25 protein-coding genes and 1 tRNA gene are annotated in these 26,137 nt (G+C 62.3%); 19 read left to right on the top strand and 7 right to left on the bottom strand.

The window, feature by feature from the left end; translation table 11 throughout:
• Positions 1-42: 42 nt before the first annotated feature.
• On the bottom strand, positions 43-639 hold the full coding sequence (locus tag IM701_RS07230; RefSeq protein ID WP_193828217.1) for a recombinase family protein: 597 nt from the start codon (positions 637-639) through the stop codon (positions 43-45).
• 266 nt (positions 640-905) lie between these two features.
• On the bottom strand, positions 906-1,853 hold the full coding sequence (locus tag IM701_RS07225; RefSeq protein ID WP_193828216.1) for a hypothetical protein: 948 nt from the start codon (positions 1,851-1,853) through the stop codon (positions 906-908).
• 110 nt (positions 1,854-1,963) lie between these two features.
• Between IM701_RS07225 and IM701_RS07220 the strand changes: the two genes are divergently transcribed.
• Positions 1,964-2,983: an IS110 family transposase gene (locus tag IM701_RS07220; RefSeq protein WP_193828215.1), complete on the top strand. Its 1,020-nt coding sequence runs from the start codon at positions 1,964-1,966 to the stop codon at positions 2,981-2,983.
• A gap of 176 nt (positions 2,984-3,159) precedes the next feature.
• Here the strand turns inward: IM701_RS07220 and IM701_RS07215 are convergent, their stop codons facing one another.
• Both IM701_RS07215 and IM701_RS07210 read right to left on the bottom strand, forming a co-directional pair.
• Positions 3,160-3,969, bottom strand: a complete 810-nt coding sequence (locus IM701_RS07215; RefSeq protein ID WP_193828214.1) for an ATP-binding protein — start codon at positions 3,967-3,969, stop codon at positions 3,160-3,162.
• A 724-nt stretch (positions 3,970-4,693) separates the two neighbouring features.
• The gene (locus tag IM701_RS07210) at positions 4,694-5,215 is read right to left on the bottom strand and encodes a hypothetical protein (RefSeq protein ID WP_193828213.1); all 522 of its coding nucleotides are present in this window, start codon (positions 5,213-5,215) and stop codon (positions 4,694-4,696) included.
• Between the two features lie 119 nt (positions 5,216-5,334).
• Here IM701_RS07210 and radA point away from each other — a divergent pair, with 119 nt between their 5' ends.
• From radA to IM701_RS07165, 9 genes are all read left to right on the top strand, one after another.
• Entirely contained in the window at positions 5,335-6,702 is a 1,368-nt protein-coding gene (gene radA / locus IM701_RS07205; protein ID WP_193828212.1) for a DNA repair protein RadA, read from the top strand.
• Positions 6,703-6,714: 12 nt separating this feature from the next.
• Entirely contained in the window at positions 6,715-7,269 is a 555-nt protein-coding gene (locus IM701_RS07200) for a CvpA family protein (protein WP_193828211.1), read from the top strand.
• Position 7,270: 1 nt separating this feature from the next.
• A complete protein-coding gene (locus tag IM701_RS07195) occupies positions 7,271-7,699 on the top strand; it encodes a Fe-S cluster protein (protein ID WP_039332313.1) in 429 nt (142 codons plus the stop codon).
• An 88-nt stretch (positions 7,700-7,787) separates the two neighbouring features.
• Positions 7,788-9,404, top strand: a complete 1,617-nt coding sequence (locus tag IM701_RS07190; protein ID WP_193828210.1) for an MFS transporter — start codon at positions 7,788-7,790, stop codon at positions 9,402-9,404.
• 1 nt (position 9,405) lies between these two features.
• Entirely contained in the window at positions 9,406-10,464 is a 1,059-nt protein-coding gene (gene alr / locus IM701_RS07185; protein WP_193828376.1) for an alanine racemase, read from the top strand.
• Positions 10,465-10,542: 78 nt separating this feature from the next.
• A complete protein-coding gene (gene phaR / locus IM701_RS07180; RefSeq protein WP_193828209.1) occupies positions 10,543-11,094 on the top strand; it encodes a polyhydroxyalkanoate synthesis repressor PhaR in 552 nt (183 codons plus the stop codon).
• A gap of 83 nt (positions 11,095-11,177) precedes the next feature.
• Positions 11,178-12,725, top strand: coding sequence for a proline--tRNA ligase (gene proS / locus IM701_RS07175; protein ID WP_193828208.1), 1,548 nt, complete (start codon positions 11,178-11,180; stop codon positions 12,723-12,725).
• Positions 12,726-12,805: 80 nt separating this feature from the next.
• Positions 12,806-14,125 (top strand): M28 family peptidase, encoded by a 1,320-nt coding sequence (locus IM701_RS07170; RefSeq protein WP_193828207.1) that lies wholly within the window; start codon positions 12,806-12,808, stop codon positions 14,123-14,125.
• Between the two features lie 39 nt (positions 14,126-14,164).
• Positions 14,165-16,444: a ribonuclease R family protein gene (locus IM701_RS07165; protein WP_193828206.1), complete on the top strand. Its 2,280-nt coding sequence runs from the start codon at positions 14,165-14,167 to the stop codon at positions 16,442-16,444.
• Here IM701_RS07165 and IM701_RS07160 read toward each other — a convergent pair whose 3' ends face one another.
• Positions 16,445-16,903 carry a universal stress protein gene (locus tag IM701_RS07160; protein WP_039332326.1) on the bottom strand — a complete coding sequence of 153 codons (459 nt, stop codon included), beginning with the start codon at positions 16,901-16,903 and terminating at the stop codon, positions 16,445-16,447.
• A 171-nt stretch (positions 16,904-17,074) separates the two neighbouring features.
• Between IM701_RS07160 and IM701_RS07155 the strand changes: the two genes are divergently transcribed.
• The 3 genes from IM701_RS07155 to lpdA are packed head-to-tail and all read left to right on the top strand — an operon-like array spanning position 17,075 to position 20,225.
• Positions 17,075-18,364: a pyruvate dehydrogenase complex dihydrolipoamide acetyltransferase gene (locus tag IM701_RS07155; protein ID WP_193828205.1), complete on the top strand. Its 1,290-nt coding sequence runs from the start codon at positions 17,075-17,077 to the stop codon at positions 18,362-18,364.
• Positions 18,365-18,400: 36 nt separating this feature from the next.
• Positions 18,401-18,787 carry an acyl-CoA thioesterase gene (locus tag IM701_RS07150; protein WP_039332329.1) on the top strand — a complete coding sequence of 129 codons (387 nt, stop codon included), beginning with the start codon at positions 18,401-18,403 and terminating at the stop codon, positions 18,785-18,787.
• Positions 18,788-18,800: 13 nt separating this feature from the next.
• Positions 18,801-20,225, top strand: a complete 1,425-nt coding sequence (gene lpdA / locus IM701_RS07145; protein ID WP_193828204.1) for a dihydrolipoyl dehydrogenase — start codon at positions 18,801-18,803, stop codon at positions 20,223-20,225.
• A gap of 72 nt (positions 20,226-20,297) precedes the next feature.
• On the opposite strand, the gene IM701_RS07140 is transcribed toward lpdA, so the two are convergent.
• Complete coding sequence (locus tag IM701_RS07140; protein WP_052242076.1) at positions 20,298-20,825, bottom strand: hypothetical protein; 528 nt, start codon at positions 20,823-20,825, stop codon at positions 20,298-20,300.
• Positions 20,826-20,960: 135 nt separating this feature from the next.
• Between IM701_RS07140 and IM701_RS07135 the strand changes: the two genes are divergently transcribed.
• The gene (locus tag IM701_RS07135) at positions 20,961-21,104 is read left to right on the top strand and encodes a hypothetical protein (RefSeq protein ID WP_156452230.1); all 144 of its coding nucleotides are present in this window, start codon (positions 20,961-20,963) and stop codon (positions 21,102-21,104) included.
• 5 nt (positions 21,105-21,109) lie between these two features.
• On the opposite strand, the gene IM701_RS07130 is transcribed toward IM701_RS07135, so the two are convergent.
• Positions 21,110-21,199 (bottom strand) — tRNA-Ser (locus tag IM701_RS07130).
• A 110-nt stretch (positions 21,200-21,309) separates the two neighbouring features.
• Here IM701_RS07130 and IM701_RS07125 point away from each other — a divergent pair.
• From IM701_RS07125 to IM701_RS07105, 5 genes are read left to right on the top strand one after another with little or no spacing between them, the layout of a single operon-like run.
• Positions 21,310-22,356, top strand: a complete 1,047-nt coding sequence (locus IM701_RS07125) for a lytic transglycosylase domain-containing protein (RefSeq protein WP_370584355.1) — start codon at positions 21,310-21,312, stop codon at positions 22,354-22,356.
• A complete protein-coding gene (locus tag IM701_RS07120) occupies positions 22,340-23,296 on the top strand; it encodes an SPOR domain-containing protein (protein WP_193828203.1) in 957 nt (318 codons plus the stop codon). Before IM701_RS07125 ends, IM701_RS07120 begins: the two co-directional genes overlap by 17 nt.
• A 42-nt stretch (positions 23,297-23,338) precedes the next feature.
• The gene (locus IM701_RS07115) at positions 23,339-24,514 is read left to right on the top strand and encodes a D-alanyl-D-alanine carboxypeptidase family protein (protein WP_193828202.1); all 1,176 of its coding nucleotides are present in this window, start codon (positions 23,339-23,341) and stop codon (positions 24,512-24,514) included.
• A complete protein-coding gene (gene tmk / locus IM701_RS07110; protein ID WP_193828201.1) occupies positions 24,511-25,146 on the top strand; it encodes a dTMP kinase in 636 nt (211 codons plus the stop codon). Before IM701_RS07115 ends, tmk begins: the two co-directional genes overlap by 4 nt.
• Positions 25,143-26,111, top strand: coding sequence for a DNA polymerase III subunit delta' (locus IM701_RS07105; RefSeq protein ID WP_230487833.1), 969 nt, complete (start codon positions 25,143-25,145; stop codon positions 26,109-26,111). The genes tmk and IM701_RS07105 overlap by 4 nt, the downstream gene beginning before the upstream one ends.
• Positions 26,112-26,137: the final 26 nt, after the last annotated feature.

Here is a 26,137-nt window from a genome sequence, read left to right as displayed (position 1 = left end):
TGATACAGTTCTAGATGATAGCAATTCCGCTACCCGATTATCTTAGGCGCTCACCTGCTCATTCGCTGCAGCCCAGTAGCGGGCGACGGTGGCCTTCGACAATCCGAAGTGCTCCATGGTCTCAGAGATGCTTTTGCCGTTCTCACGACGCCATGCCGCGACCTCCTGGGCGTTGGCCTTCATGGGCCGCCCCAGGCTTTCCTTGCCGCGATGCGTGCGGCCTGTCGCCTTGAGCGCCTCTTTGGCGGCCTCCCGTCCGGCGTCACACCGCTCTTTGATGCGCTGGCGCTCCAGGTCAGCGATCTGGGCAAGGACAGCGACGACAATCTCCCCCGCACCACGACCTACCGGGCCAATCCCGCGAACGTCCAGGACGACGCCTTTGTCCATGAGCTGCCGAACGGTGGCCTGGACGTCCAGAGCATCGCGCCCAAGCCGATCAAGAGCGTAGAGACAGACGGTGTCGCCTTCACAGACGTAAGAGAGCAGGGCAGCGAAGCCAGGCCGGTCCTTGGCCAGCGTAGCGCCGCTCACGCCCTCGTCAGAAAACTCACGATCGAAGGTGCCCCCGAGTGCGTGGCGCTGCGCTTCGACGCTCTGGTCCGACGTGCTGGCCCTCAGGTATAAAATCCGGCTCATTGGTCTGCCTATGTTTCGTAAGATACACCTTCCTTTTAGAGACCGTCTCATTATCCGTCAAGATATCTTATGATACATCTGCAGAAGGCGGAATGAAGGGGTCTCAAAGGTTAGAACTTTCGGGCCGGAATAGTGCGGCACCTTTTACAGAGAATCGGGTCCTTGGAAGGAGTATCGATAAAACTAGCCAGTTCGAAAAAGTCGATTACGACGATGCCTCTTCGTTCCACGCCCATCAAAGGTCCGAGAACCCTATCAATCGTCATTTATTGAGTCGGCAAACTGTGCTGTGCTGCAGGAAAAGCAGTGTAGAAATCATCAAGGTTGAGAACTGACCGGCGGACAGCTCTGAGGTCATCCTCAGGAATATAGGAATCGCCCTCTACATTCTGGTTCTCGAAAAGAAATCCGGTGGGCGCTTTAGACGTGTTGATGAAATCTGCGTAACAACCATAGTCTATCTTCCAAACCTTGTATCTAACTCCAGGCTCTTCCTTCGCAGAGTAAGAGCGCTTCGCAATGTGCAAAATGCGTTCATCAAATAGACGATCCAAGATCGTGTCTCTCACATCACTCCGCACCAAAAAGGCTCGAGCTTTACGGCCACCAATCACAGTGTCTACGACCCAATGAAGTAGGTCACTTCCAGCTTGATTACTGTCAATAAACGCCGCTTTATCGCGCTCATACCAGTCTTTCGCAGCACTTCTTATTGTAGGAACTGATATCTTGTGCTCTCCCGCCTTAGTCGCAGCGATTTGCAGTATATTGATAAAATCACGCGGAACGCCTTCTGATGCACGCACCAACTCGAGAAATGCGGCTTCTTGCGTGAAAGCTTGCTCTTGTAGTTGCTGCGCATTCTGAACTGGCAAACTTTTTATCGGGTAAATAGCTGTCAAATGACGGAAAATTAGCTCTCTGAAGAACTCAGCAGAGGCTTTTGGATTGTTTTCAAAAACCAAATAGTCATCGAGATTTATATCAGCAAAAGCATCGGAACCCAGCTCAATTCCGACTGGAAGGTGCTCTCCATCTTTCCGAAATTTAGAACGCTGCTCAATGGCCACGATCGTCACAGAAACTGAGTTTATTGGGAATACTACCCTCTTCAAGAAATCCGCAAGATAGGGCTGGAGAGCTTCGGGAATCGTGCTCCACTCGTCGATCAGCACCCAAAGCCGAGTTCCAAAAGCCGATGCAACTTGGGCCATTGCGCGGCTGGCAGAACCAAGATTTATGGATATTCGAGCTGAGTTAATCACTGCTCTGCGCCGTCGATGTGCGTCAGAATGTGGATCTCACGAAACAAGGAGACTCGCTCATGAACCATTATGCAGGACTGGATGTCTCGTTGGAGAAGACGGCGATATGCATCCTCAATGAAGATGGCATTGTCATCCGGGAACTGGTGGCTGCCAGCGATCCAGCGGCAATTGCGCAAGCGCTTTATCAGGTCGCACCGTGTTTCCGGCGCGTGGGCCTCGAAGCCGGCCCTCTGGCGCCCTGGCTCTATGCAGGTCTTGCCGATCTTGGTCTGCCGGCGATCTGCATTGAGGTTCGCCAGATGCGCGCGTTCGCCAAGGCATCGCCGGTCAAGACCGACAAGCGGGATGCGCGCCTGATCGCCCAGGCAATGAGGACCGGTCTGTTCAAGGCTACCCATGTGAAGACCGACGCAAGCCAGCGATTGCGGCTTCTTTTGCGACATCGACAGTCGATGATGCGGCGAAACAGGGATTTGCTCAATACCATCCGCGGCACGCTCAAGGCATTCGGCTACCGTATTGGCGCCGGGAAATCGTCGCTGTTCGCACGCCGCGTGCGTGAAGAGCTCGATGATGCCGAACTCCTCGGGATGACCGAGCCTTTGCTCAAGGCATATGAACAGGGGCTGGTCATGATGGCCGATCTTGACGCACAATTGCTCTCCGCCGCACGGGCAGATGATATCTGCCGCCTCCTGATGAGTGTGCCAGGCGTCGGCGCCATGACGGCGCTCGCATTCCGGACCGGAGTCGACATTGCCTCAAGGTTCGAAAAGTCCCAGACCGTCGGCGCCATCTTCGGTCTCACACCACGAATATATGCGTCCGGTGAGGTCGAGCAGAGAGGACGAATTACCAAATGTGGCGACGGCATGGTTCGTTGGCTGCTCTATGAAGCCGCCAACTCGGTCCTTACCCGCTGCAAAAGCCAGAATTGGCTCAGAGACTGGGCCCTCAATGTCGCGCGGCGGCGCGGGATGCGTAAGGCACGCGTCGCTCTCGCTCGCAGGCTCGCCGTCGTTATGCATCGCATGTGGATCAATCGCACGCCGTTCTCTGCCCTGAGGCCAGTATGACCTGATCGGATACGACCTGTCGTGGAATACGGGATCGTGTGGAGGTGGATGACCGCGTTGGACAACTTGTGACCATCGATCACGGCTTCGAGCTTGCGGCACCCGACCCACCCTTCGCCTCTCTCAGCCAGCGGCCAACCAGGACCGCGTACAGAAGCATGAGGCCCGTTTACCCGTCACCGCCCTTGAACGATTACAGAAGCTGTTCCAGACCTTGTGATCTGCGACGTTGAACCTGTGGATTCTGCACCCTTGATAGAAGCAGAGGCTTCACCTGAAGGGCCCGCAAGACCGATCTTGCCACTAACTTGAGCGGCACCCTCATCAGACACGGTAGAAGAAGACCCTGTCGTTTCTTCGAATTTCTCTGTGACCAAAACTTCCTTCGCCGTTGCACCGAGCATTTCAATCGCAGCATAGACATGTTCAAGTGAAAAATTGCTCTCTGGCCTCGTAACTTCATCGAGCAGCGCGGCGCAAACACCCTCAATAAAATCACGCAGCAGTCGGGTCGAGCGCTCTCCGACCGAAAGGGTTTCATCAGTATATATGTAGCTGTTTGAACCAACGTTCCTGAGGTCTAGCAGGATGGCGGCATGACCTTTTGCCCTTACACTGCTCGCCACAAAGGACAGCACGTGAGTTTTACCGGTGCCCCGTCGACCAAAAAGAACTCTGTGATCTGGGTTCATCAATGACTGAGCAACGTTCCCCAAGGAAACAAACGCAGCAGCCTGCTGTTGAGCATCGAGCCGTTCTGCTCGCCGCGAGATCATCGGAAGCGCAGAGTTTATCCCCGGGAACGGTGGCTCACTCTTCCCCAACATGCTTCGAGCAAGATTCGTCATTTCGCTAAACACACCTTTGCCCAAAACGACCCTCGCGAAAGTAGATAAGGAGGTAATGTAGAGTGAGCGACCGAGGCTGGCAATCGTCAATGCGGCAGCACAATCATAAGTTCTGAACTGATGCGTTTCCTTTCCCACAATCGATATTGACCGATAACCTGAAGTTATCCTCGGTAACATTCAAGATGTCGAAAGAAGTGTCGCGTAGCCAAACCTAAATTTTTGATCCGATTATGCCGTTCCCTTAGTTTAACTCGGCGGGCCGATCAGCGGTGTGGGAGGGTTCAGTGGAATTTAAATGCAGATGTCACGGGTCCCTCCTGGTCCGCTGTAGTTACATCCGCCGCTCTCGATCGAATGCAATTCGGGACAGGGCGCTTCCCTGCGAGCAAATATTCACAGCTCGGACCTTCACGCCTCTCGCGCCGTCCTGGAGAAATATGGAGCGCAGCACCAGGTCCCTCCCACCGCTCTGGGTCCCTTCTGCGGCCCCGCACGGAACCGCACCGAAAGCCCTCTGAAGCTGCGCGAGGGTCCAGCCCCTCTTGCCGTCAGATACCGGCGTCAGGCTGGCCATCAGAACTCCCGATTTCCTTGGGTTTCGCGTTAAATGCCCATGTAAGCACAACTTTCGGCCCCGAGAGGTCTGCGGCGTTACTGCTCACTTTAGGACAGCCTGCTGCCCGTCCTGGAGGGCGATAGAAGGGTTGACAGTGGTAGTCATCTTGTAGGCTCCCGTCTGGAGAAGGCTTGCAGGTGGTCCAAAAGGTGATACAAGCCGTTCTCGAATGATGCGCCAGAAACCGCAGATTTCCGCCATTTCTGGTGCTCCCGTCTCGTATCGGGCCAGGGGCACCATTCCCTAATTGACAGCATCCGATCCGGATCGCAGCGCCGATTGCGCGGCAAGCGCGCTGACCTGCTCGGGCGTCGGCGTCATTTGCCCCTGTTCGAGGCGCTTTTTCCGTTCTTCCTCAAGTTTCCGCAGATAGGCTGCGCGTTGCGCAGGAGTCATCCGGGCAAGTGCAGCCTGATCAACCTCGATGATGATCGTGCCGGGCGCGGTCGTCATTCCTTCGGGAATGATGCTGCTGTTGCCGTCCGACATCCCGCTGCCATCCATGGGCGCGCCGAACTGGCCATTGAAGCCGGACTGTCCCGAGGACGACTTGCGCTGGCTGGAGCGGTTGTCCACCAACTTGGCCTTGCCGCTCCGCGCCTTGGCAGCCTGGCGCTCGGCATGACGGTCGGCCTGCGCCATCGCCTCCTGCGCATCGCCGTTGGCGAACACGGCAATCACGGTCGACAGGGCAACGGTGAGTACCGCAAAGTGGCGGTACATCCGGGGCTGGATACCCAGAAAATGATCAGACGGCGCGGCCATGGCTAAGGGACATACCTGATCCGCCGTTAAGGATGATGCCCCACAGCATGGTTAGCAAAGAGCTACGGAAATGGCGGAGATGCGCTTGCGTTCCGCCTATGTTCTGGTAATCGCAACCCATGGCCAAACCCAAACGTCGCTTCGTCTGCCAGGCCTGTGGCAGCGTCACCACCCGCTGGCAGGGGCAATGTGTCGATTGCAGCGAATGGAACACGCTGATCGAAGAAGCGCCGGAAACGATCTTCTCGGCCAGGCATGACCTGTCGAGTGGCGGCCGCCGCGTTGCTTTCGTGCCGCTCGATGCGCCGGTCGCGCTTCCGGTGCGCCGGTCCACAGGCATTGCGGAGTTCGATCGGGCACTGGGCGGCGGGCTTGTGCCCGGTTGTGCTGTCCTGATGGGCGGTGATCCGGGCATCGGCAAGTCAACCTTGCTCCTTCAGGCGGCGGCACAGATCGCTATGGCCGGAGGCGAGGCAGTCTATATCAGCGGCGAAGAAGCGTCGGATCAGGTTCGTCTGCGGGCTGACCGCCTCGGCCTCGGCAAGGCGCCGATCCAACTGGCTTCGGCTACATCGGTGCGGGACATTCTGACCACGCTGGGATCGATGAACCCGCCCTCGCTGCTGGTGATCGATTCGATCCAGACGATGCATTCGGACCAGATCGAAGGTGCACCGGGCACGGTCAGCCAGGTACGCGGCTGCGCGTTCGAACTTATCCGCTATGCCAAGGAAACCGGCGTCTCGCTGGTGCTGGTCGGCCACGTTACCAAGGACGGCTCGATCGCGGGCCCGCGCGTGCTCGAACACATGGTCGATGTGGTCATGAGCTTCGAAGGGGAGCGCAGCCACCAGTATCGCATCCTTCGCGCAATCAAGAACCGCTTCGGCGCCGTGGACGAGATCGGCGTCTTCGCAATGGCCGGGGCAGGGCTGGAAGAGGTCGGCAATCCCTCGATGCTGTTCCTTTCGGGGCGCGAGGATCAGGTCGCGGGCAGTGCAGTGTTCCCGGCACTTGAAGGCACGAGGCCAGTGCTGGTCGAGATACAGGCGCTCACGGTCCGACTCGCGAGCGGGGCCACCCCGCGGCGCGCCGTGGTCGGGTGGGACAGTGGCCGGCTTGCAATGTTGCTGGCGGTGCTCGAAGCCCGATGCGGCTTGAGCTTTTCGACGGCCGAAGTCTATCTCAATGTCGCCGGCGGTTACCGCCTGACCGACCCGGCCGCCGATCTTGCCGTGGCCGCAGCGCTGATCTCAGCCTTGTCGGACCGTCCCTTGCCGGCGGCTTCGATCTGGTTCGGGGAGGTCTCGCTCGCTGGCGAAGTCCGGCCGGTGGCCCACACACCCGTTCGCCTGCGCGAAGCGGCCAAGCTGGGTTTCAGCCTCGGCTGCGGACCCGAAGCAGGCGCGGAAAAGGTCGACGGTCTGCGCTACTCCCCGCTCAAGCTGCTGCCAAATCTCATTGACCGCATAATGGGCGGCTCATAGGCTCGCGGCGCAATGACCGGTCTTGATTATGTCGTCCTGATTTTCCTGGGCATCGGTGCCGTCGGGGGATTCATACGTGGCTTCATCGAGGAAGTGCTCTCGCTGGCCGCGTGGTGCATTGCCTTGCTGGCAGTGCATTATCTCCACGCACCGCTGACGCTTTGGCTGGCCGGCCATCTGCCGACCGAGACTGGCGCCGGGGTCCTCGCCTTCTTCCTGCTGCTGTTGCTCCCCTATCTTCTCACGCGGATTATTGCGCGTCGGATGGGGTCTGCCAGTCGGGATTCGGCGATTGGACCGATTGATCGCGTGCTGGGTTTCGGGTTCGGCGCGGTCAAGGGCTTCATCATCGTCGTGCTGGGCTATTCGATCATCGTCTTCGGCTATGATCTCGTCTGGGGTGAGGATGGGCGTCCGGAGTGGATCGTGCAGTCGCGCGCCTATCCCTTCCTCAATGCCGCAAGCGAAGAATTGCTGACACTGATTTCGGAGCGCCGTGAAGAGGCTGCCGATCAGGCCCGTGAAGTTGCCAGGCGCAAGGCGCGCAAGCAGTTGCTGGGCGAATAGAATGACCACGCGCGGGCTCTACACGCCCGACATCCTGGGCCAGGCCATGGTTTTGGCACAGTATCCGTGGGTGCCGGATGCGCCGTATCACGGCGCGGCCAGATCACGCAGTTGTGGCAGTTCGATCGAACTTTCGCTTCGCACGGACGATACTGGCGCCATAGAGGCAGTCGGCGTTCGCCCGCACGCCTGCGCAGTTGGCCAGGCAGCGGCTGCGGTTTTTGCCGAGCAGGCTGCTGGCCGCTCCCGAACCGACATTGCACGGGCACGGGTGACGCTGGCGGCATGGCTGGCGGGGGAGGGCAACCAGCCTGAGTGGCCGGGCATCCACTTGCTCAATCCGGCGCTCGCCTATCCCGCTCGCCACGCCGCGATACTGCTCGCATGGGATGCCGCACTTGATGCCCTGCCGGAGCATGTCCTTCCCTGATCGAATGCGGGGCTTGCGGCAGGCGATGCCGCTTGGCTACAGCACCCTCCGATAAGAGTGACGCGGGGGAAATCGAGTGCCAGATACCATGAAACACGGGGCCGCGGTGGAGCCGAGCGCTTCCGACATCAGGCTGGTGATCGCTGCCAGTTCGGCGGGCACCGTGTTCGAATGGTACGATTTCTTCATCTACGGCACACTTGCCGCGATCATCGGCAAGACGTTCTTCCCATCCGACAACGCAACGCTCCAGCTGCTACTGGTGTGGGCAGGGTTCGCCGTCGGTTTCGGCTTTCGTCCTCTGGGCGCCGTGCTGTTCGGTTTCCTGGGTGACAAGCTGGGCCGCAAGTACACATTCCTCGTAACCGTGACGCTCATGGGCATCGCCACCGCAGGCGTCGGCCTTATTCCCTCGGCTGACAGCATCGGCCTTGTCGCCCCCGCCATCGTCATTCTTCTGCGAGTCCTCCAGGGCCTTGCGCTTGGTGGTGAATACGGCGGCGCTGCGGTTTACGTTGCCGAACATGCACCGGGTGGGCGCAGGGGCTATTACACCAGCTATATCCAGGCCAGCGTGGTCGGCGGATTCGTACTCAGCCTCATCGTGGTCCTGACGAGCAAGAGCGTGATGAGCGAGGCGGTGTGGAATTCCTGGGGCTGGCGCGTGCCATTCCTGGTCAGCCTTGCGCTGCTTGCGGTATCGTTGTGGATGCGCCTCAAGCTTTCGGAAAGCCCTGTCTTCAAGGCGATGAAGGAGCAGGGAGAGCTGGCAAGCAATCCCTTCGTCGAGAGCTTTGCCTATCCAGGTAACAAGCGCCGCATCTTCATCGCGCTGTTCGGGATCGCTGCTGGCCTGACCGTGATCTGGTATACTGCGATGTTTTCCAGCCTCGCGTTCCTCAAGTCCGCGATGCGACTTGACGACACTTGGGCGGAGGTCATCGTCGGCATAGGCGGAGCGATCGGCATGGCGTTCTACCTAATGGCCGGCGCACTTTCAGACCGGATCGGGCGCAAGAAGCCGATCGTGATCGGCTATGCCGTCACTCTCCTGCTGCTCTTCCCCACGTTCTGGCTTCTAGGGTCGGCCGCCAATCCGGAGCTTGCTGCAGCAGCGCAAAGAAGTCCTGTGCTCGTGTCCGGGGCGGAGTGTGATTACAGTCCGTTCAAGGGCGAACAGACAAGCAAGTGCGGAAAGCTGCTTTCCGATCTATCCGCCTCGGGGATTTCCTACTCTCTGGAGCAGAAGGGCAACTTTGCCGTAACTGTCGGAGGCGAAGCGCTAACTCTCTCGGACTATCCATGGGCTGAAAAGGCAACGGTAAGGGCGCAGGCACTCCAGAGCGAACTGGCAGCCTTCGGCTATGATTTTGCCAAGGTTAAGCCTTCGCCGCTCCGTCTTGCCCTCATCCTCGTCGCGCTGCTGCTGCTCATGGCGATGTCCGGCGCCACGTACGGCCCGGTCGCCGCCCTCCTGTCCGAGATGTTCCCGCCGCGGATCCGTTACAGTTCGATGTCGATCCCCTATCATCTTGGCACAGGATATTTCGGGGGTTTCCTGCCGCTGATTTCGAGCTACATCGTCGCCCGAACCGGCGATCCCTATGCCGGTTTGTGGTACACCTGGGTGATTGTCCTCGTCGCGTTTCTGGTCTCGCTGTGGGGCTTGAAGCCTGGACTGCCCGCTGATTTCACGGACGACTGACATCACCTTTCCTGCCCCGCCAGCCCCGACGCTCCGTCTCGGCTTCGATGCCGAAGCGCTCGCCGCCAACTGGCGCGCGCTTGATGCCCTGTCCGGCCGCGCGAGCGCTGGAGCCGCGGTCAAGGCTGATGCCTACGGGGTAGGCGCGGCGCGGGTGGTTCCGGTGCTTGCCGCCGCGGGCTGCGGCACCTTCTTCGTGGCGCACTGGACTGAAGCGGCAGAGATACTGCCTTACGTGCCCGCTGCATCCATAGCAGTGCTTCATGGTCCCTTGACCGGCGAAGAAAGCGAGTTTGCAAGGGCAACAGGTGTTCGTCCTGTCATCAACAGCCTGGAGCAGGCGCGGCGTTGGAGCAGTGGCGGAGGAGGCCCTTGCCACCTGATGGTCGATACCGGGATGAACCGTCTCGGCGTGCCGCTTGATCAGATTGGCGATCCCGCGATCAGTGCACTTCAGATCGACCTGTGCATGAGCCATCTGGCCAGTGCGGACGAGGACGTATCGCAGAACGAATCGCAGCTGCAGTTGTTCGAGGACGTCCGCCGCAGCATCCCGGCCCGGCGTTACAGCCTCGCCAACAGCGCCGGCATAGCGCTCGGCAAGGGCTATCACGCCGACCTGACCCGGCCCGGGCTTGCGCTTTATGGCGGCATCGCCAGACCCGAACTGGCGCCGCACATCCGACCGGTCGTCCGGCCCGAAGCGGCGCTGTTGCAGACTCGGACACTGCGGGCGGGCGACAGGGTGGGCTACAACGCACTGTTCACTGCCGATCAGCCGATGCGGATCGGGATCATCTCGCTCGGTTACGCCGACGGATACCTGCGATGCTGGTCCTGCATCGGCACGTTTCTTTGGCAGGACCGAAAGGCTCGGGTCCTGGGGCGTGTCTCGATGGACCTGACGATCGTGGATCTGGCGGAAATGCCCGATTGCCAAGAGGGTGAATGGTTAACCGCGGACTACCAGCTCCCTGCTGCAGCCGCGCAAAGCGGGCTTTCGCAATACGAATTGCTGACATTGATGGGCAAGCGCTTCTCCCGCCAAAATGGATTCTGACTGGGGTTGTTAAGATTTGTTGCGCCGCACATGCTGCACATGCTAATACTAAGCAACGTCGCAGTGGGGGCCCAAACCATGGCCAGTGAGTCCAAGTCCGGCGGCACGGTTATAATCAAAAAGTACGCAAACCGTCGCCTCTACAACACCAGTACCTCAAGCTACATCACGCTCGACCATCTTGCTCAGATGGTTAAGGACAATGTCGACTTTCAGGTGATCGATGCCAAGACGGGTGCGGATCTGACGCACGCGATTCTGACCCAGATCATCATGGAGGAGGAGTCCGCCGGCGAGCAGATGCTGCCGACCAATTTCCTGCGACAGCTCATCTCCATGTATGGCAATTCGATGCAGGCATTCCTGCCCGGCTATCTAGAAGCCTCGATGGAACATTTCCGCGAGAACCAGGCCAAGATGCGCAAGGCGATCGAGGAAAGCATCGGCGCCAATCCGCTCGCCCAGATCGCACAGCGTAACATGGAAATGTTTAAGGCTGCTGCCGCCGCTTTCGTTCCCGGCGCGGCCACCAAGGACGAGAGTGCCCCCGTTGCTGAGGGCGACGACCTGGACGTCCTGCGCAAGCAGATGGCCGACATGCAGAAGAAGCTCGACGAGCTTTCCAAGTAAGCGGTTTTCCTTCCCGCCTTTCCGTCATTTTGAGCTGATGACGGCATTGCGGGAAGCGCTTTTGCGCTTTAACGCGCTGCCTCATGAACAAGCCCGCAATCAAGCACGCGCTCAACGTCAAGCGCGCTGACGACTTCGCCCAGTGGTATCAGGCCGTGATTTCCGAGGCCGAGCTTGCCGAGGAATCCGGCGTGCGCGGCTGCATGGTGATCAAGCCATGGGGCTACGGCATCTGGGAACGCATCCAGAAGCTGATGGACTCCGAGATCAAGGAAGCGGGCGTCGAGAACTGCTACTTCCCCCTGTTCATCCCGCTGTCCTACTTCGCCAAGGAAGCCGAACACGTCGAAGGCTTTGCCAAGGAAATGGCGGTCGTCACGCACCACCGCCTGATTTCTGATGGCAAGGGCGGACTGACGCCCGATCCCGAAGCCAAGCTGGAAGAGCCGCTGGTTGTTCGTCCGACCTCGGAAACGGTGATCGGCGCGGCGATGGCGCGCTGGGTCCAATCGTGGCGCGATCTCCCGCTGATGGTCAATCAGTGGGCCAACGTCGTGCGCTGGGAAATGCGCACCCGCATGTTCCTGCGCACCAGCGAGTTCCTCTGGCAGGAGGGCCACACCGCGCACGCCGACGAGGCTGACGCGATGAAGGAGACGCTGCGCGCGCTCGAGATGTATCGCGCCTTTGCCGAAGGTCCGCTGGCGATGCCGGTCATCGCCGGGCCGAAGCCCGAGAACGAACGCTTCCCCGGCGCGGTCGAGACTTTCTCGATCGAGGCCATGATGCAGGACGGCAAGGCGCTGCAGGCCGGCACTTCGCATTACCTGGGTACGACCTTCGCGCAGGCCGCGGGCATCCGTTATCAGGACAAGGAGGGCCAGCAGGCGCTGGCGCACACCACGTCATGGGGCGTTTCGACGCGCCTGATCGGCGGCGTGATCATGACACATGGCGACGACGACGGCCTTCGCGTCCCACCGCAGGTGGCGCCGCAGCAGATCGTGATCCTGCCGATGCTGCGCGACAACGATGGGGACGAAGCGCTGCTAGCCTACTGCGAAGAGATCCGCAAGGCGCTGGCCAGCCAGTCTGCCTTCGGCGAGCGTGTGCGCGTCCTGCTCGACAAGCGTCCGGGCAAGGCCACGCAGAAGCGCTGGGCGTGGGTCAAGCGCGGCGTGCCGCTGATTCTCGAGATCGGCGGTCGCGACGCAGAGGGCGGGCAGGTTTCGGCGCTACGCCGTGACCGGCTGTGGCGCGAGGATGCCAAGCCCAACTTCGTCGGGCAGGCCAGGGAGGATTTCATCGCCTCGGCTGCGGCAGAGCTCGAGGCGATCCAGAATTCCCTCTACGAAGAGGCGCGCCAGCGCCGCGATGCGCAGATCGTGCGCGACGTGACGGACCTTGACGGCCTGAAGACCTACTTCGCCGAGGGTAACAAGTATCCCGGCTGGGTCGAAATGGGCTGGAGCAAGCCGACCGGTGCCGCGCTGGACAAGGTTGTCGAGCAGTTGAAGGCGCTCAAGCTGACGATCCGCAACACGCCCCTCGATGCCCGGAAGCCGGATGGGGTTTGTCCGTTCACCGGCGAACCGGCGGTCGAGAAGATCCTGATCGCCAGGGCTTATTGATCAACAAGGGTGGCAGGGAACTGCCACCCTTTTTGTCAGGGCCCCTTGGCTCTGCCGGTCGTGGCTCTAGTCTCGGCCGCATGAGACACGCGCTTTACCTCGTCCCGTTCCTGTATTCGTCTGTGGTTCTGGCCACGCCCGAGGACGCTATCTCCGAGGCACGGCTGCGGGCCGATGTGGAGAAGCTCGTCAGCTTCGGCACGCGCCATACGCTGTCGTCGCAGACCGACCCCGAGCGGGGGATAGGTGCGGCGCGTAAATGGGCGGAAGCGGAGTTTCGCAAGAGTTCGGCCGCTTGCGGCAACTGCCTGGAGATCGTCCTGCCGGAAACGGTGGTGAGCGGTGACCGTGTCCCGGTGCCGACCCGTCTCGTCAATGTGGTGGCCATCCAGCGCGGTACCGAACGTCCCAGCGAGGTTGTCATCGTGCAGGCGCACATCGACAGCCGCGTGTCGGACGTGCTCGACGCGACGAAGGATGCGCCGGGCGCTAACGACGACGGCTCGGGCACTGCGCTGGTAATTGAAGCTGCGCGTGTGCTGTCGAAGGAGAAGTTCCCCGCCACGATCGTCTATGCTGCGCTGTCGGGCGAAGAGCAGGGGCTGCTCGGCGGCAAGCTGCTGGCGGACTATGCGGCGCAGCAGGGCTGGACCGTGAAGGCCGTGCTCAACAACGATATCGTCGGCGGCTCGACTGGGTCCGACGGCTACAGGGACGATGCACACGTGCGCGTCCTGTCCGAAGGCCCTCGCGCCGATGCGACCGACGCCCTCCGCGCCCAGATGCGCCGTTATGGGGGCGAGAATGACAGTCCATCACGCAATATCTCGCGCTGGATTGCCAAGCTGGCGGATAAGGATGATGCCGGGCTGGCGGTGCGGCAGATCTGGCGGGCTGACCGGCTCGGCCGGGGCGGGGACCAGTTGCCTTTTTCCGACAAGGGCTACCCCGCGATCCGCTTCACCGTGGCGGTAGAGGACTACGAACACCAGCATCAGGACTTGCGCACCGAAGGCGGGGTGAAGTTCGGCGATACTGTGGACGAGATGGATTTTCCGTATCTTGCCAAGGTGACGCGACTGAACGTGCGTGCGCTGGCAAAGCTGGCGCGCACGCCGATGCCGCCCGCGCCCGTGGTCAAGGGCGCAGTGCAGCCCAGCACGGACATCGCGTGGCAACCGGTGCCGGGGGCCGCGCGCTATGTGCTGTGGCAACGCCGGACCGACGCGCCGATGTGGGAGACGCGCTTGCTCGAAACCGTGGAGACAAAAGCCAGCCTGCCTGGCGTTCGCGCGGACGACTGGCTGTTCGGCGTCAGTGCAGTCGCTGCCGATGGAGACGAAAGTCCCACCGCTTCGGCTGTACCGGGCGGTCAATTCGGCCCGTTACCCAAGCCGTAACTTCTTGCCATCGGCGGGCATAACGACCACATGCCGCCAATGGCCAAGAACAAGTTTCCGCAAGGGCTCCCGACGCGCCAGCAGGTGCTGGACTTCATTGCACAATCGGACGAGCCTGCGGGCAAGCGCGAGATCGCCAAGGCTTTCGGCCTGAAGGGCACCGAGAAGATCGCGCTCAAGACGCTGCTCAAGGACATGGCCGAAGAAGGCCTGATCGATGGCAACCGCAGCGCCTTCCACGCCATGGGTGGCGTGCCGCGCGTAACGGTGTTGCGCATTGTCGAAATCGATGAGGGCGAACCTGTCGCCATCCCCGACAGCTGGCAGCCGGAGGTCGCAAGCCCGCCGCCGCGGCTGCGGGTCGTGGAACCGCGGGGCAAGGCCAGGGACCGCGGCCCTGCGCTGCGCGTCGGTGATCGCATTCTGGCGCGCACTGAGGAAGCAGGGAAGGGCTGGCTCGCCCATCCGATGAAGAAGATTCAGGGCGGCGAAGAGCAGTTGATGGGCGTCGTCGAACTTGACGGCACCGGCAAGGGCTGGCTCGCGCCGGTCGACAAGCGCGTGCGCAATGCCGTGCCGATCTCGGACCTTGGTGGCGCAGAGGCGGGGCAACTCGTGCTGGCCGAGCCTGCGGGGCGCTCACCGCGTTCAGGCATGAAGGTGGTTGCCGTGCTGGGCGATCCGCTGGCGCCGCGCGCGTTCAGCCTGATCGCGATCCACAAGCATGGTATTCCGTTCGTGTTCCCCGAAGCCGCGCTCCGTGAGGCCGAGGAGGCGACGAAGCTGCCGCTCAGCGAAGACAAGCGCGAAGACCTGCGGCATCTGCCGATCGTGGCGATCGACCCGGCCGATGCGCGCGATCATGACGACGCCATCTGGGCCGAGCCGGACGGACAGGGCGGCTTCAACGCCCTTGTCGCGATTGCCGATGTCAGCTTCTACGTTCGTCCCGGTGGCCAGACCGACCGTGAAGCCCGCAAGCGCGGCAACTCGGTCTACTTTCCTGATCGCGTCGTGCCGATGCTGCCCGAAGTGCTGTCGGCAGACGTCTGTTCGCTGAAATCGGGCGCAGACCGTGCCGCGATGGCTTGCCACCTCTCGGTCGACAGCGAGGGGCGGATCAAGGATTGGCGCTTTACCCGCGCGATCGTGCGGATCGCCGAAGTGATCGCCTATGAAGAAGCGCAGCGGCGCATCGATTCAGGGGAAGCCGAGGCGCACCTCGCCAACTTGTGGGACGCGTGGCGGCTGCTGGAGAAGGCGCGCAATGCACGCGATCCGCTGAACCTCGAACTGCCCGAGCGGCGCGTGGTGCTCGACGAGCAGGGCAAGATCGCCGAGATCGCGATTCGCGAACGGCTCGATGCGCACCGGGTGGTCGAGGACTTCATGATCGCGGCGAACGTTGCTGCGGCCAAGGCGCTGGAGGCAAAGGTCGCTCCGGTCGTCTATCGCATTCACGAACCGCCGAGCCGCGAGAAGCTGGTGGCGCTCAAGGACTATCTGGCGACATTCGATCGCAAGCTTTCGCTGGGGCAGGTGATCACGCCCTCGCTCTTCAACCGCATGCTCAAGGACATCGCCGACGAGGCGGAAAAGGCGCTGATCATGGAGGCCGTGCTACGCAGCCAGACGCAGGCCTACTACGGTCCGCGCAATGCCGGGCACTTTGGCTTGAGCCTGGGGTCCTACGCGCACTTCACCTCGCCGATCCGACGGTATTCGGACTTGCTGGTCCACCGCGCGCTGGTCGACGCCTATGGTCTGGAGCAGCCACGGCCCAAGGCCGATCTGCCGCCGACGTCCGGTCTATCGGACCGTGACCGGGGCGACCTCGCGCGGGTTTCCGAAGCCATCAGCAATGCCGAGCGCCGCGCGATGGAGGCTGAGCGCGACACCATCGACCGTTACGTCGCGGCGTGGCTCTCGGGCAAGGTCGGCGAAGTGTTCGACACGCGAATCACCGGCGTCCAGAAGTTCGGTCTGTTCGCCACCATTATCGGTCTCGGTGGCGATGGGTTGGTGCCGGTATCGACCCTCGGGGCGGAGCGTTTCAACTATGACGAGAAGGCGCAGCGCCTGATCGGTGAACTGAGCGGCGAGGAGTTTGCCATGGGGCAGATTCTCAAGCTGCGGCTTGCCGAGGCCAACCCCCTTACAGGGGCGCTCAAGTTCGAGCCGGTTGACGTTGCCGAAGGCGTCCAACGCATCGAGCGGCGTGGCGGCAAGATGGAACACAAGCCCAGGCGGCAGGGAAACTATACCGCGGGCAAGCGGGGTCGCCCATCGAACATCCGGCACCAGGGCAAGCGCAAGTGATCAACTGAAACGGTCGATTTCCTCGTCGGAGATCGCGCCGGGGACGATCATCAGCGGGCAGGGGAGCTGCCCGGCAATGCCGGCGAAGTGGCTGACCAGCGGCCCGGGATTGCCGCCTCCGGCCGCGCCCAGCACCAGCGCGGAGACTTCGGGGTGCTCGCCCAGATATTCGCGCACGACTTTCGGGCCGTCACCCATACGCACCGAGATCTGCGGAGAAAGGCCTGACTCGCTGGCCAGGCTTCCGGCGGCAGTCATGGCGAGGACTTCCGCCCGATCGCGCGCTTCCTCCTCGATCGTGGCCTGTACCCCGCCGAATGCCACGAACTGCTGTTGCGGCACCAGGGCAAGAATGTGGACCGTGCCATCGGTGCGGACCGCGCGCCTTGCCGCAAAGCGCAGCGCTCCCTTGGCTTCGTCAGTCTCATCCATGATGACCAGATATATGCGCTGCGACATGGCGAACTGTCCTCTCGATGCACACGTATCGGCAAATTCGTATGCGGCGCAAGCGGCAAGCCACTTGACCCGACGCGCCATGCTGGTGAAATGGGCGTGACAAAAGGTGCAGGGGAGGTTTCCGCTACGGACTCCCTGCGGCTTGCCATCAGGACACGGAAAAACACGCCCATGCCCATCGCCATCAAGATGCCCGCCCTTTCCCCCACCATGGAAGAAGGGACGCTTTCCAAATGGCTGGTCAAGGTCGGCGACAAGGTTTCCTCGGGCGACATCATGGCCGAGATCGAAACCGACAAGGCCACGATGGAGTTCGAGGCTGTCGATGAGGGCACAATCGTTTCGATCGACGTTGCCGAGGGTGCCGAGGGCGTGAAGGTTGGCACCGTGATCGCGATGATCGCAGGCGAGGACGAAGATGTCAGCGCACCTGCGCCTGCCGCCAAGGCCGCTCCTGCTCCGAAGGCGGAAGCCGCGCCAACGCCTGCCCCTGCAGCATCGCCGACGCCGGCTCCGACCCCCGCTCCTACGGCAGTGCCCGCTCCCAAGGGCGACCGCGTGATCGCCAGCCCTCTGGCCAAGCGTATTGCCGCCGACAAGGGCATCGACCTTGCGGGGATCGCCGGATCAGGCCCCAACGGCCGCATCGTCCGTGCCGACGTCGAAGGTGCCAAGCCTGCCACCGCCGCGCCTGCGGCCACTGCACCAGCCTCTGCTCCGGCAGCGGCACCTGCTGCGGCTCCGGCACCTGCAGCCGTGCCCGACTTTGGCATCCCCTATGAGGCGACCAAGCTCAACAACGTACGCAAGACGATCGCTCGCCGCCTGACCGAGGCGAAGCAGACGATCCCGCACATCTACCTTACCGTCGACATCCAGCTCGATGCCCTGCTCAAGCTGCGCGGTCAGCTCAACAAGGCGCTCGAGGCGCAGGGCGTGAAGCTTTCGGTGAACGACCTCATCATCAAGGCGCTGGCCAAGGCGCTGGTGCAGGTTCCCAAGTGCAACGTCAGCTTCGCGGGCGACGAACTGCGCACCTACAGCCGCGCCGATATCTCGGTCGCCGTCGCGGCGCCTTCTGGCCTGATCACGCCGATCATCGTCGATGCCGGCAGCAAGTCGATCTCGGCCATCGCCACGGAAATGAAGACGCTCGCCGGCAAGGCGCGCGAGGGCAAGCTGCAGCCGCACGAATACCAGGGCGGCACGGCTTCGCTTTCCAACCTCGGCATGTTCGGGATCAAGAGCTTCGACGCGGTGATCAACCCGCCGCAGGCGATGATCATGGCCGTGGGCGCGGGCGAGCAGCGCCCTTACGTGATCGATGGCGCCCTGGGCATTGCCACGGTCATGTCGGCAACCGGCAGTTTCGACCACCGCGCCATCGATGGCGCCGATGGTGCCGAACTGATGCAGGCGTTCAAGAACCTGATCGAGAACCCGCTGGGTCTGGTGGCCTGAGCCTGATCGCCTGAAACAAGTCGCAGGGGTGCAATGATGGCCGATCCGCTACCACAGGGCGAACCGGCCATCCGCATCACGGCGATGCCAGCTGATGCGAACCCCGCCGGCGATATCTTTGGCGGATGGCTCATGGCGCAGATGGACATGGCGGCAGGCATTGTCGCGGCAAGAAGGGCCAAGGGCCGCGCCGCGACGATCGCCGTGGAGGGCATGACCTTCCATCACCCGGTCCATGTGGGTGACGAGGTTTCGGTCTATGCCTCTCTTGCCAAGGCGGGACGCACTTCGATGACCATCGATGTGGAAACCTGGCGCCGCGCCCGCACCGGCGAGGATCGCCAGAAGGTAACGCAAGCACGATTCTTCTTCGTCGCCATCGACGACGAACGCAAACCGCGGCCCTTGCCGCAGACAGACTGACAGGAGCATTTGCGTGGCTGACCAATACGACGTCATCGTCCTCGGATCGGGTCCCGGCGGGTATGTCGCGGCGATCCGCTGCGCGCAGCTCGGCCTGAAGACCGCCATTGTCGAGCGCGAGAACCTCGGCGGCATCTGCCTCAACTGGGGCTGCATCCCAACCAAGGCGCTGCTGCGCTCGGCCGAAGTGCTCAACCACATGAAGCATGCGGCCGCCTATGGCCTCGCCGCGGACAACATCCGCGCCGACCTCGACGCGGTGGTGAAGCGCTCGCGCGGTGTGGCCAAGCAGCTCAATCAGGGCGTCACGCACCTGATGAAGAAGAACAAGATCACCGTGCACATGGGCAACGGCGTGCTCAAGTCAGCGACTTCGGTCGAAGTGACCGGCGGCGTCGATGGCAAAGGGGGCACCGAGACGATCTCCGCCAAGCACGTGATCGTCGCAACCGGCGCCCGTGCTCGCGATCTGCCCTTCGCCAAGGCTGATGGCGAGCGCGTGTGGACTTATCGCCACGCGATGACGCCGAAGCAGATGCCGACCAAGCTGCTGGTCATCGGCTCTGGCGCGATCGGTATCGAATTTGCCAGCTTCTACAACGACATGGGCGCTGAAGTTACTGTCGTCGAGATGATGGATCGCGTCGTGCCGGTTGAAGATGCCGACGTGTCTGCATTCCTCGAAAAGGCGCTGACCAAGCAGGGCATGAAGATCATGACCGGCGCGGGCGTCGAGAGCCTTGCCGTCTCGGCCTCGGGCGTGAAGGCGAAGATCAAGGGCAAGGACGGCAAGGTTGCCGAGGCCGACTACAGCCACGTCATTGTTGCGGTCGGCATCGTGCCGAACACCGAAAACATCGGCCTCGAAGCATTGGGCGTGAAGGCCGAGCGCGGGATCATCGCCATCGACGGCTATGGACGCACCAACGTCAAGGGTCTCTGGGCCATCGGCGACGTGACGCCGGGGCCGTGGCTGGCGCACAAGGCAAGCCATGAAGGCGTGATCGCCGCCGAAGCCATTGCCGCCGAGCTCGGCAACAAGGACGTTCACCCGCACCCGATGGACCGCGCCAACATTCCGGGCTGCACCTACTGTCATCCGCAGATCGCCAGCGTCGGCCTGACCGAGGCCAAGGCCAAGGAAGCGGGCTACGCGTTGAAGGTCGGCACGTTCCCGTTCATCGGCAACGGCAAGGCTATCGCTCTGGGCGAGCCCGAAGGCTTCGTGAAGACAGTGTTCGACGCCAAGACCGGCGAACTTCTCGGCGCGCACATGATCGGCGCCGAAGTGACCGAAATGATCCAGGGCTATGTCGTCGGCAAGACGCTTGAGACGACCGAAGCCGAACTGATGCACACGGTGTTCCCGCACCCGACGATCAGCGAATCGATGCACGAAAGCGTCTTGGCGGCTTACGGGCGCGCGATCCACATCTGAGGATGGGCATCTGGCATCAAAAAGGGCGCGGACGGTCATCCGTCCGCGCCCTTCTTTGTCTAACTTGTGAAATCAGTAAGGGATACTGTCCACGGTGAACGCGTTCACAAACTGACCCGGCTGCATTACGGCTGACCGTCCGCTCACGAGCCACGTCGCGAAAACAGCCGCTACAGTGTTCCCCTTGCCTTCCTGGCGATGCACTCCGCGCATGGCATAGTCGGTGCCGCGGACGTTGATCTTGTTGAATGTCACTTCGAATTTCCCGGACTTGCCCCCGACGGCCTTCCCGGTCTTCCACGTGATAGTTCCTTCGACCTTGGACCCACGAGGAATAGCGACCGTTCCGTTTTCCAGCACATCGTTGACCACTGAAAAGTTGAACTTGTCACCGACCTCGACCTTTTTCGAAGTGATCTCGGTGTCGGGAGTTACCGGAACCAAAGTGCTCGCCGGCAGCAATCGGGCGGAGGTCTGAACAACTGCGGATTGGGCAGTAGGCGTTGCGGCGACTGTTGCAGTTTGGGATGTGGCTTCTTGCGCAAAACCAGTGGTGGCCGAAATCAAAAGGATTCCAGCGGCGCTTATGACGAACTTCATGTGTTGCTCCATTCCCCTGTTATTTCAGAGGCGTCCCGCACGTGTTGCTGAAAGACAAGGTCCAAATTGAAACAATTCTTGTTGGGAAGGAACGCTCGCCTTTCTCGTCGCTTTCCAAGGTGAGGAGAGAGTTCAATGGAATTCGAGATCGAAGAACCCGTGAATCCGCTGCCTTGGGAAGCAGAATGGCGCTGCAAGACGGTCAAGCCGGGTCATGCAGTCGACCGCGACGACATGAGCGTCAAGGCGCTGGAAATCCCGGAGTCAGAGGAAAGCTAAAAATTTGGCGGACAGGGTGGGATTCGAACCCACGGTGAGCTTCCACCCACGGCGGTTTTCAAGACCGCTGCCTTAAACCACTCGGCCACCTGTCCGCACTGCCGGCTTCGCCTTCTGGCGATGCTGGCTCGGCTCGCCGTTAGCGGGTTTGGCGTCGGTCGCAAAGGGGATTCCCAACCATGATGTTCCGTGCGACATCGGTTTGATGATGTTTCTGAAGAATGCGAAGGCGATCCGGGCGTTTGGAGTGGCTGCCATGGCCCTGCTCGCCGCCGGCCCTGCCGCTGGGCAGGCCGATGAGGAAGAGGCAGGCTTTCAAGGGTATCTGCAACTTCTTGCCGCGCGTGGACGGGCTGAAGGCGTCCGCGAATCGACAATTGCGGCAATGACTTCGGGCCTCACTCTCAACCAGCGTGTTATCCAGCTCGACCGTGCGCAGCCGGGATCATCGTCCGGCACCATCCCGGCTTTCGAGCCGTACCGTCGCCAGCATGTCGATTCGTCGCGCATTCTGCGGGGGCGTCGGCAATATGCGGCGGTGAGCGGCCAGATTGGCGCGATCGAGCAGCGCTATGGCGTGCCTGGGCCGGTCTTGATGGCAATCTGGGGCCATGAAACCGATTACGGGGGCTATACCGGCAATTTCGATCTGCCACGAGCGCTGGCAACGCTCGCCTACGAAGGACGGCGACGGGAGCTGTTTGCCGACGAATTTGTTGCGGCGATGAAGATGGTCGATCGGGGCGTGCCGCGGTCGAAGCTGGTCGGCAGCTGGGCAGGGGCTTTCGGCAATCCGCAATTCTTGCCCTCGGTCTATCTGCGCGTGGCGCAAGACGGCGATGGCGATGGTTTTGCCAACATCTGGAGCAGCCGCACCGATACGCTCGCCTCGATCGCAAATTACTTTCGCGATGCCGGTTGGCGTTCGGGGCAGCCTTGGGGCATTGCCGTCAGCGTGCCGGATGGGCTGGATCGCAACAGCCTTGGCACCACGCTGAAAAGCCCACGGTGCCCGCGCGTGTTCGACCGGCATACCGGGTGGAAGACCATGGCCGAATGGCGCGCTCTGGGCATAGTGCCGCGGAGCGGCAGCTGGCCCGGCGACAATGTCATGGCCAGCCTGCTCGAACCCGATGGCAGAGGGCGGACCGCCTATCTGCTAACCGGAAATTATAGGGTTATCCTCGATTACAACTGCTCGAACTTTTACGCTCTGTCCGTAGGACTTCTTGCAGATGAGATCTCCCGTTAGCCGAATTGCACTCGTTGCCACGCTGCTGCTTGCTGCTTGTGGCGGTGCGAATGCCCGCGTTTCAGCAGTTTCCGAGGCTGGTGGCCCAGGTCCAGCGGGCGATTATCCGATGGTGCTGGGGGCGCCGTTCGTCGTCGACGGGGTCACCTATACGCCCGCCGACACGCTGAATTACGATTCGGTCGGCTATGCCGAGGCTGTCGCCGGGGCGGGCGTTTCCGGTGCCCACAGAACCCTGCCGTTGCCGAGCTATGTCGAAGTCACTTCGCTCGACACCGGCAAGACCATCCTCGTCCGACTGACCGAGCGCGGCCCCATGACCGGCAATGGTCTGGTGGCGCTGTCGGCGGGCGCATGGACGCAACTCGGTGCTGCGCCAGGTGCGCGCCTGCCTGTGCGCGTTCGCCGTGTGAACCCGCCCGAGGCCGAGCGGGCGTTGCTCAGGACAGGCCATCAGGCTCCCGCACGGATGGATACGCCGCCGGGCTTGCTGGCTGCGCTGAAGCGGAAGCTCGGCATCGCGCCTGCTGCCTTGCCGGCCGACACCGTCGCCGAGCCGACCTTGCCGAAACCCGCCGCGCCCGCGAAGCCCGAACCGAAGGTTGCCGCCCAACCTGCCCCTGCCAAGCCTGCGCCCGCCAGGCTGGATGCGCCGGTTGCGGCCAAGGAAGCGCCCCCGCCTGCTACTCCGAAGCCCGCTACCCCGAAGCCTTTACCCACTTCTGCCTCGGCAAAAGGCTTTCTTATCCAGGTAGGCGCATACTCCACGCAGGCTCGTGCCGATGCCGCCGCCAAGGCGACCGGCGGTTCGGTGTCGCAGGTCGGCAAGCTGTGGCGCGTGCGTGTCGGACCGCACAAGGATCGTGGACAAGCCGATGCAGCGCTGGCGAAGGTTCGCGCGGGCGGCTATGCCGACGCAAGGGTCGTTGTCGCGCCGTGACCTGACAGTCGCGAAGCGACCGGCGTTGTCCGGGGATTGCACTTGCGTTTGAAGGTCGTGACAATTGCGATGGCTGCCACGCTGGCAGCCCTGCCGGTGCAAGCCGCGGCGCCAGAGTTCCGTGGAGCGGATCCGCTCGGTTCGATGCCCCGGATCGACGCGCCGATTGCGTTGATGCTTGATGTCGGCTCAGGGCGCGTGCTTTTCTCGCGCGATCCGCATCGGCGTTTCGTCCCAGCCTCGATCACCAAGATCATGACCAGCTACGTCGCGTTCGACCTGATTTCGAAGGGCAAGCTGCTGCTCGACCAGCGCATCCCGATCCGGCCCGAAACCTTCCGCAAGTGGCGCAATGTCGGCAGCACGATGTTCCTGCCCGCCGAAGCGCAGCCCACGGTGGCGGAGCTGATCGAGGGCATCGTCACGGTTTCGGCCAATGATGCCTGCGTCGTGCTGGCCGAGGGGGCAACCGGCTCCGTGCCCGCCTTCACTGCGCTGATGAATCAGGCGGCCGACGAGCTCGGCATGCGCGACAGCCACTTCAACACGCCAAATGGCTGGATGGACGAGGGCCAGACCTACGTTACCGCTGCGGACCTGGCGACGCTGAGCGGCGCGCTGATGACTCGCTTCCCGGACCTGTACCGTCGCTTCTATGGCCATTCGCAGATGACCTGGAACGGCATCACCCAGCCCAACCACAACCCGCTCTACGGCCACACCGAAGGTGCGGACGGCGTGAAGACGGGCTTTACCAACGAGGCGGGCTACGGCTTCGTCGGCTCGGCCCAGCGCAACGGGCGGCGGCTTGTCATGGTGCTTGGCGGCTATGACCGGCCGATTGACCGCACCAACCAGTCACGCGCGTTCATCGAATGGGGCTTTGCCGCCTGGGAGGCCAAACCTATCTATCGCAAAGGCTCTGCCCTTGGCTCGGCGGCGGTGCAGGGTGGCGAAGCGCGCCAGGTATCGCTTGTTGCGCCTCACGACCTGAGCGTGACCATGCCCAAGGGCGCGGCGAGCAAGTACAGGCTGTCGGTGCGCTACAAGGGTCCGTTGAAGGCGCCCATCCGCAAGGGTGAAACCGTGGCGAGCCTCCTCGTTCGCGTGCCCGGAGAGCCGGTTCATGTCCTGCCGCTCGCCGCCGGTGAGGATGTGGCACGCGGCGGCGTGTTGGCCCGCCTGCGCAATGGTGCAATGGGGCTGGTCGGCCTGTGAGCGCTGCACCGGGCCGCTTCATTGCGCTTGAAGGCGGCGAGGGCGTTGGCAAGTCGACGCAGGGGCGGATGCTTGCTGAAGCCTTGCGTGCCCGCGGGCTGGAAGTCGTGACGACGCGCGAACCGGGTGGGACTGCGGGCGCCGAGGCGATCCGCACCATGCTGCTCACCACCGAGGGGGAGGGATGGGGCGCCCGCGCCGAGGCCCTGCTCTTCGCCGCGGCCCGTGCCGATCACGTCGAGAAGCTCATCCGGCCTGCCATCGCGCGCGGGGCATGGGTGATCTGTGACCGCTTCGTCGACAGCAGCCGTGCCTATCAGGGCGGTGGCGGCGGGCTTTCCGACACTGACGTTCTTGACCTGCACCGCATCGGCAGCGAGGGCCTCTTGCCGGACCTTACGGTCCTGCTCACCGTACGCCCGGAAGTGTCGGCCCAGCGTCTCGCCATGCGTGATGGTGGCGCGGGTGATCGCATCGAGAGCCGCGGTGCACCCTATCATGCCCGTGTGGCCGAGGCTTTCCGCGCCTTTGCCGCGCAAGACCCGGACCGCTTTGCTGTGATCGATGCCGAGGGATCGCCCGCTGACGTGCATTCGAGGATCATGGCCCGTATCGCAGGCTTTCTCACATGAGCGAGCGCATGATTGGCCATGACGAAGCCTGGCGCATCTGGCGCGCGGCCATTGCCGGCGAACGCATGCACCATGGCTGGATTCTCGCCGGGCGCGAGGGCCTCGGCAAGGCCAGCTTCGCTCGTGCGGCTGCCGCAGAGCTTGTTGCCGAACCCGTAGTGCCGCAACCGCCGGTCGAGGCGCATCCCGACATTCTGACGCTCTTCCCGCTCCCCGCCAATGACGACGAGGCCAAGAAGCGCGACGAGGGCAAGCCCTATCAGTTGAAGCGCAGCATCTCTGTCGATCAGGTCCGCGCGCTGCAGCGGCGCCTCACGACCCGCCCAACACTGGGGCGGCGGCGTGCGGTGATCATCGATTCGGCTGACCTGCTTGAGAAGAGCGCGGTGAACGCATTGCTCAAGAGCCTTGAAGAACCGCCCGTCGGCACCTTCTTCCTGCTCGTCGTCCACGCTCTCGGCCGCTTGCTGCCGACAGTCCGGTCACGCTGCACCGTGGTGCGGTTCCATCCACTTTCGGCGAGCGACGTTTCGCGCGCCCTGGATCATGCAGCACCAGAACTCGATGCCGAGACCCGCAAGGGCGCATTGGCGGTCGCGGGAGGATCGCCCGGCGCGGCCCTGGCCTTCGCGGCGCAGGACCTGGGCAAGGCGCAGGCGCTGTTCGCCCGGATCGTCGAACATGGCGATCCTGACCTCTCGCTACGCGGCGCCTTGGCCGGGGCGCTCGGCGCGCGACCGGACCGTGAAAGGATCGCCGCCGCCATAGAAGCTGCGCGGATGACCGTGGTCGGCGCGCTCGATCGTGTCGACGATGCTGCCAAGGTGCGGCTTGTCGAAGTCCATGCCCGCCTTGTCAGGCTTGCGGGCGAAGCGCCGATCTACAACTTTGATCCATCGATGCTGACCATGGAAATCGGCTCCTTGCTGGCATCGGCCGCGCCGACTAGGGAAGGGGCGCGATAAGCCACCGGATTCCCTTTCAGAAAGCG

This window comes from Novosphingobium sp. ES2-1, from assembly GCF_015169775.1.
GTDB classification, from domain to species: domain Bacteria; phylum Pseudomonadota; class Alphaproteobacteria; order Sphingomonadales; family Sphingomonadaceae; genus Novosphingobium; species Novosphingobium subterraneum.
The sequence above is the reverse complement of the archived record's forward strand: the minus strand, read 5'-3'. Positions and strand labels throughout refer to the sequence as shown.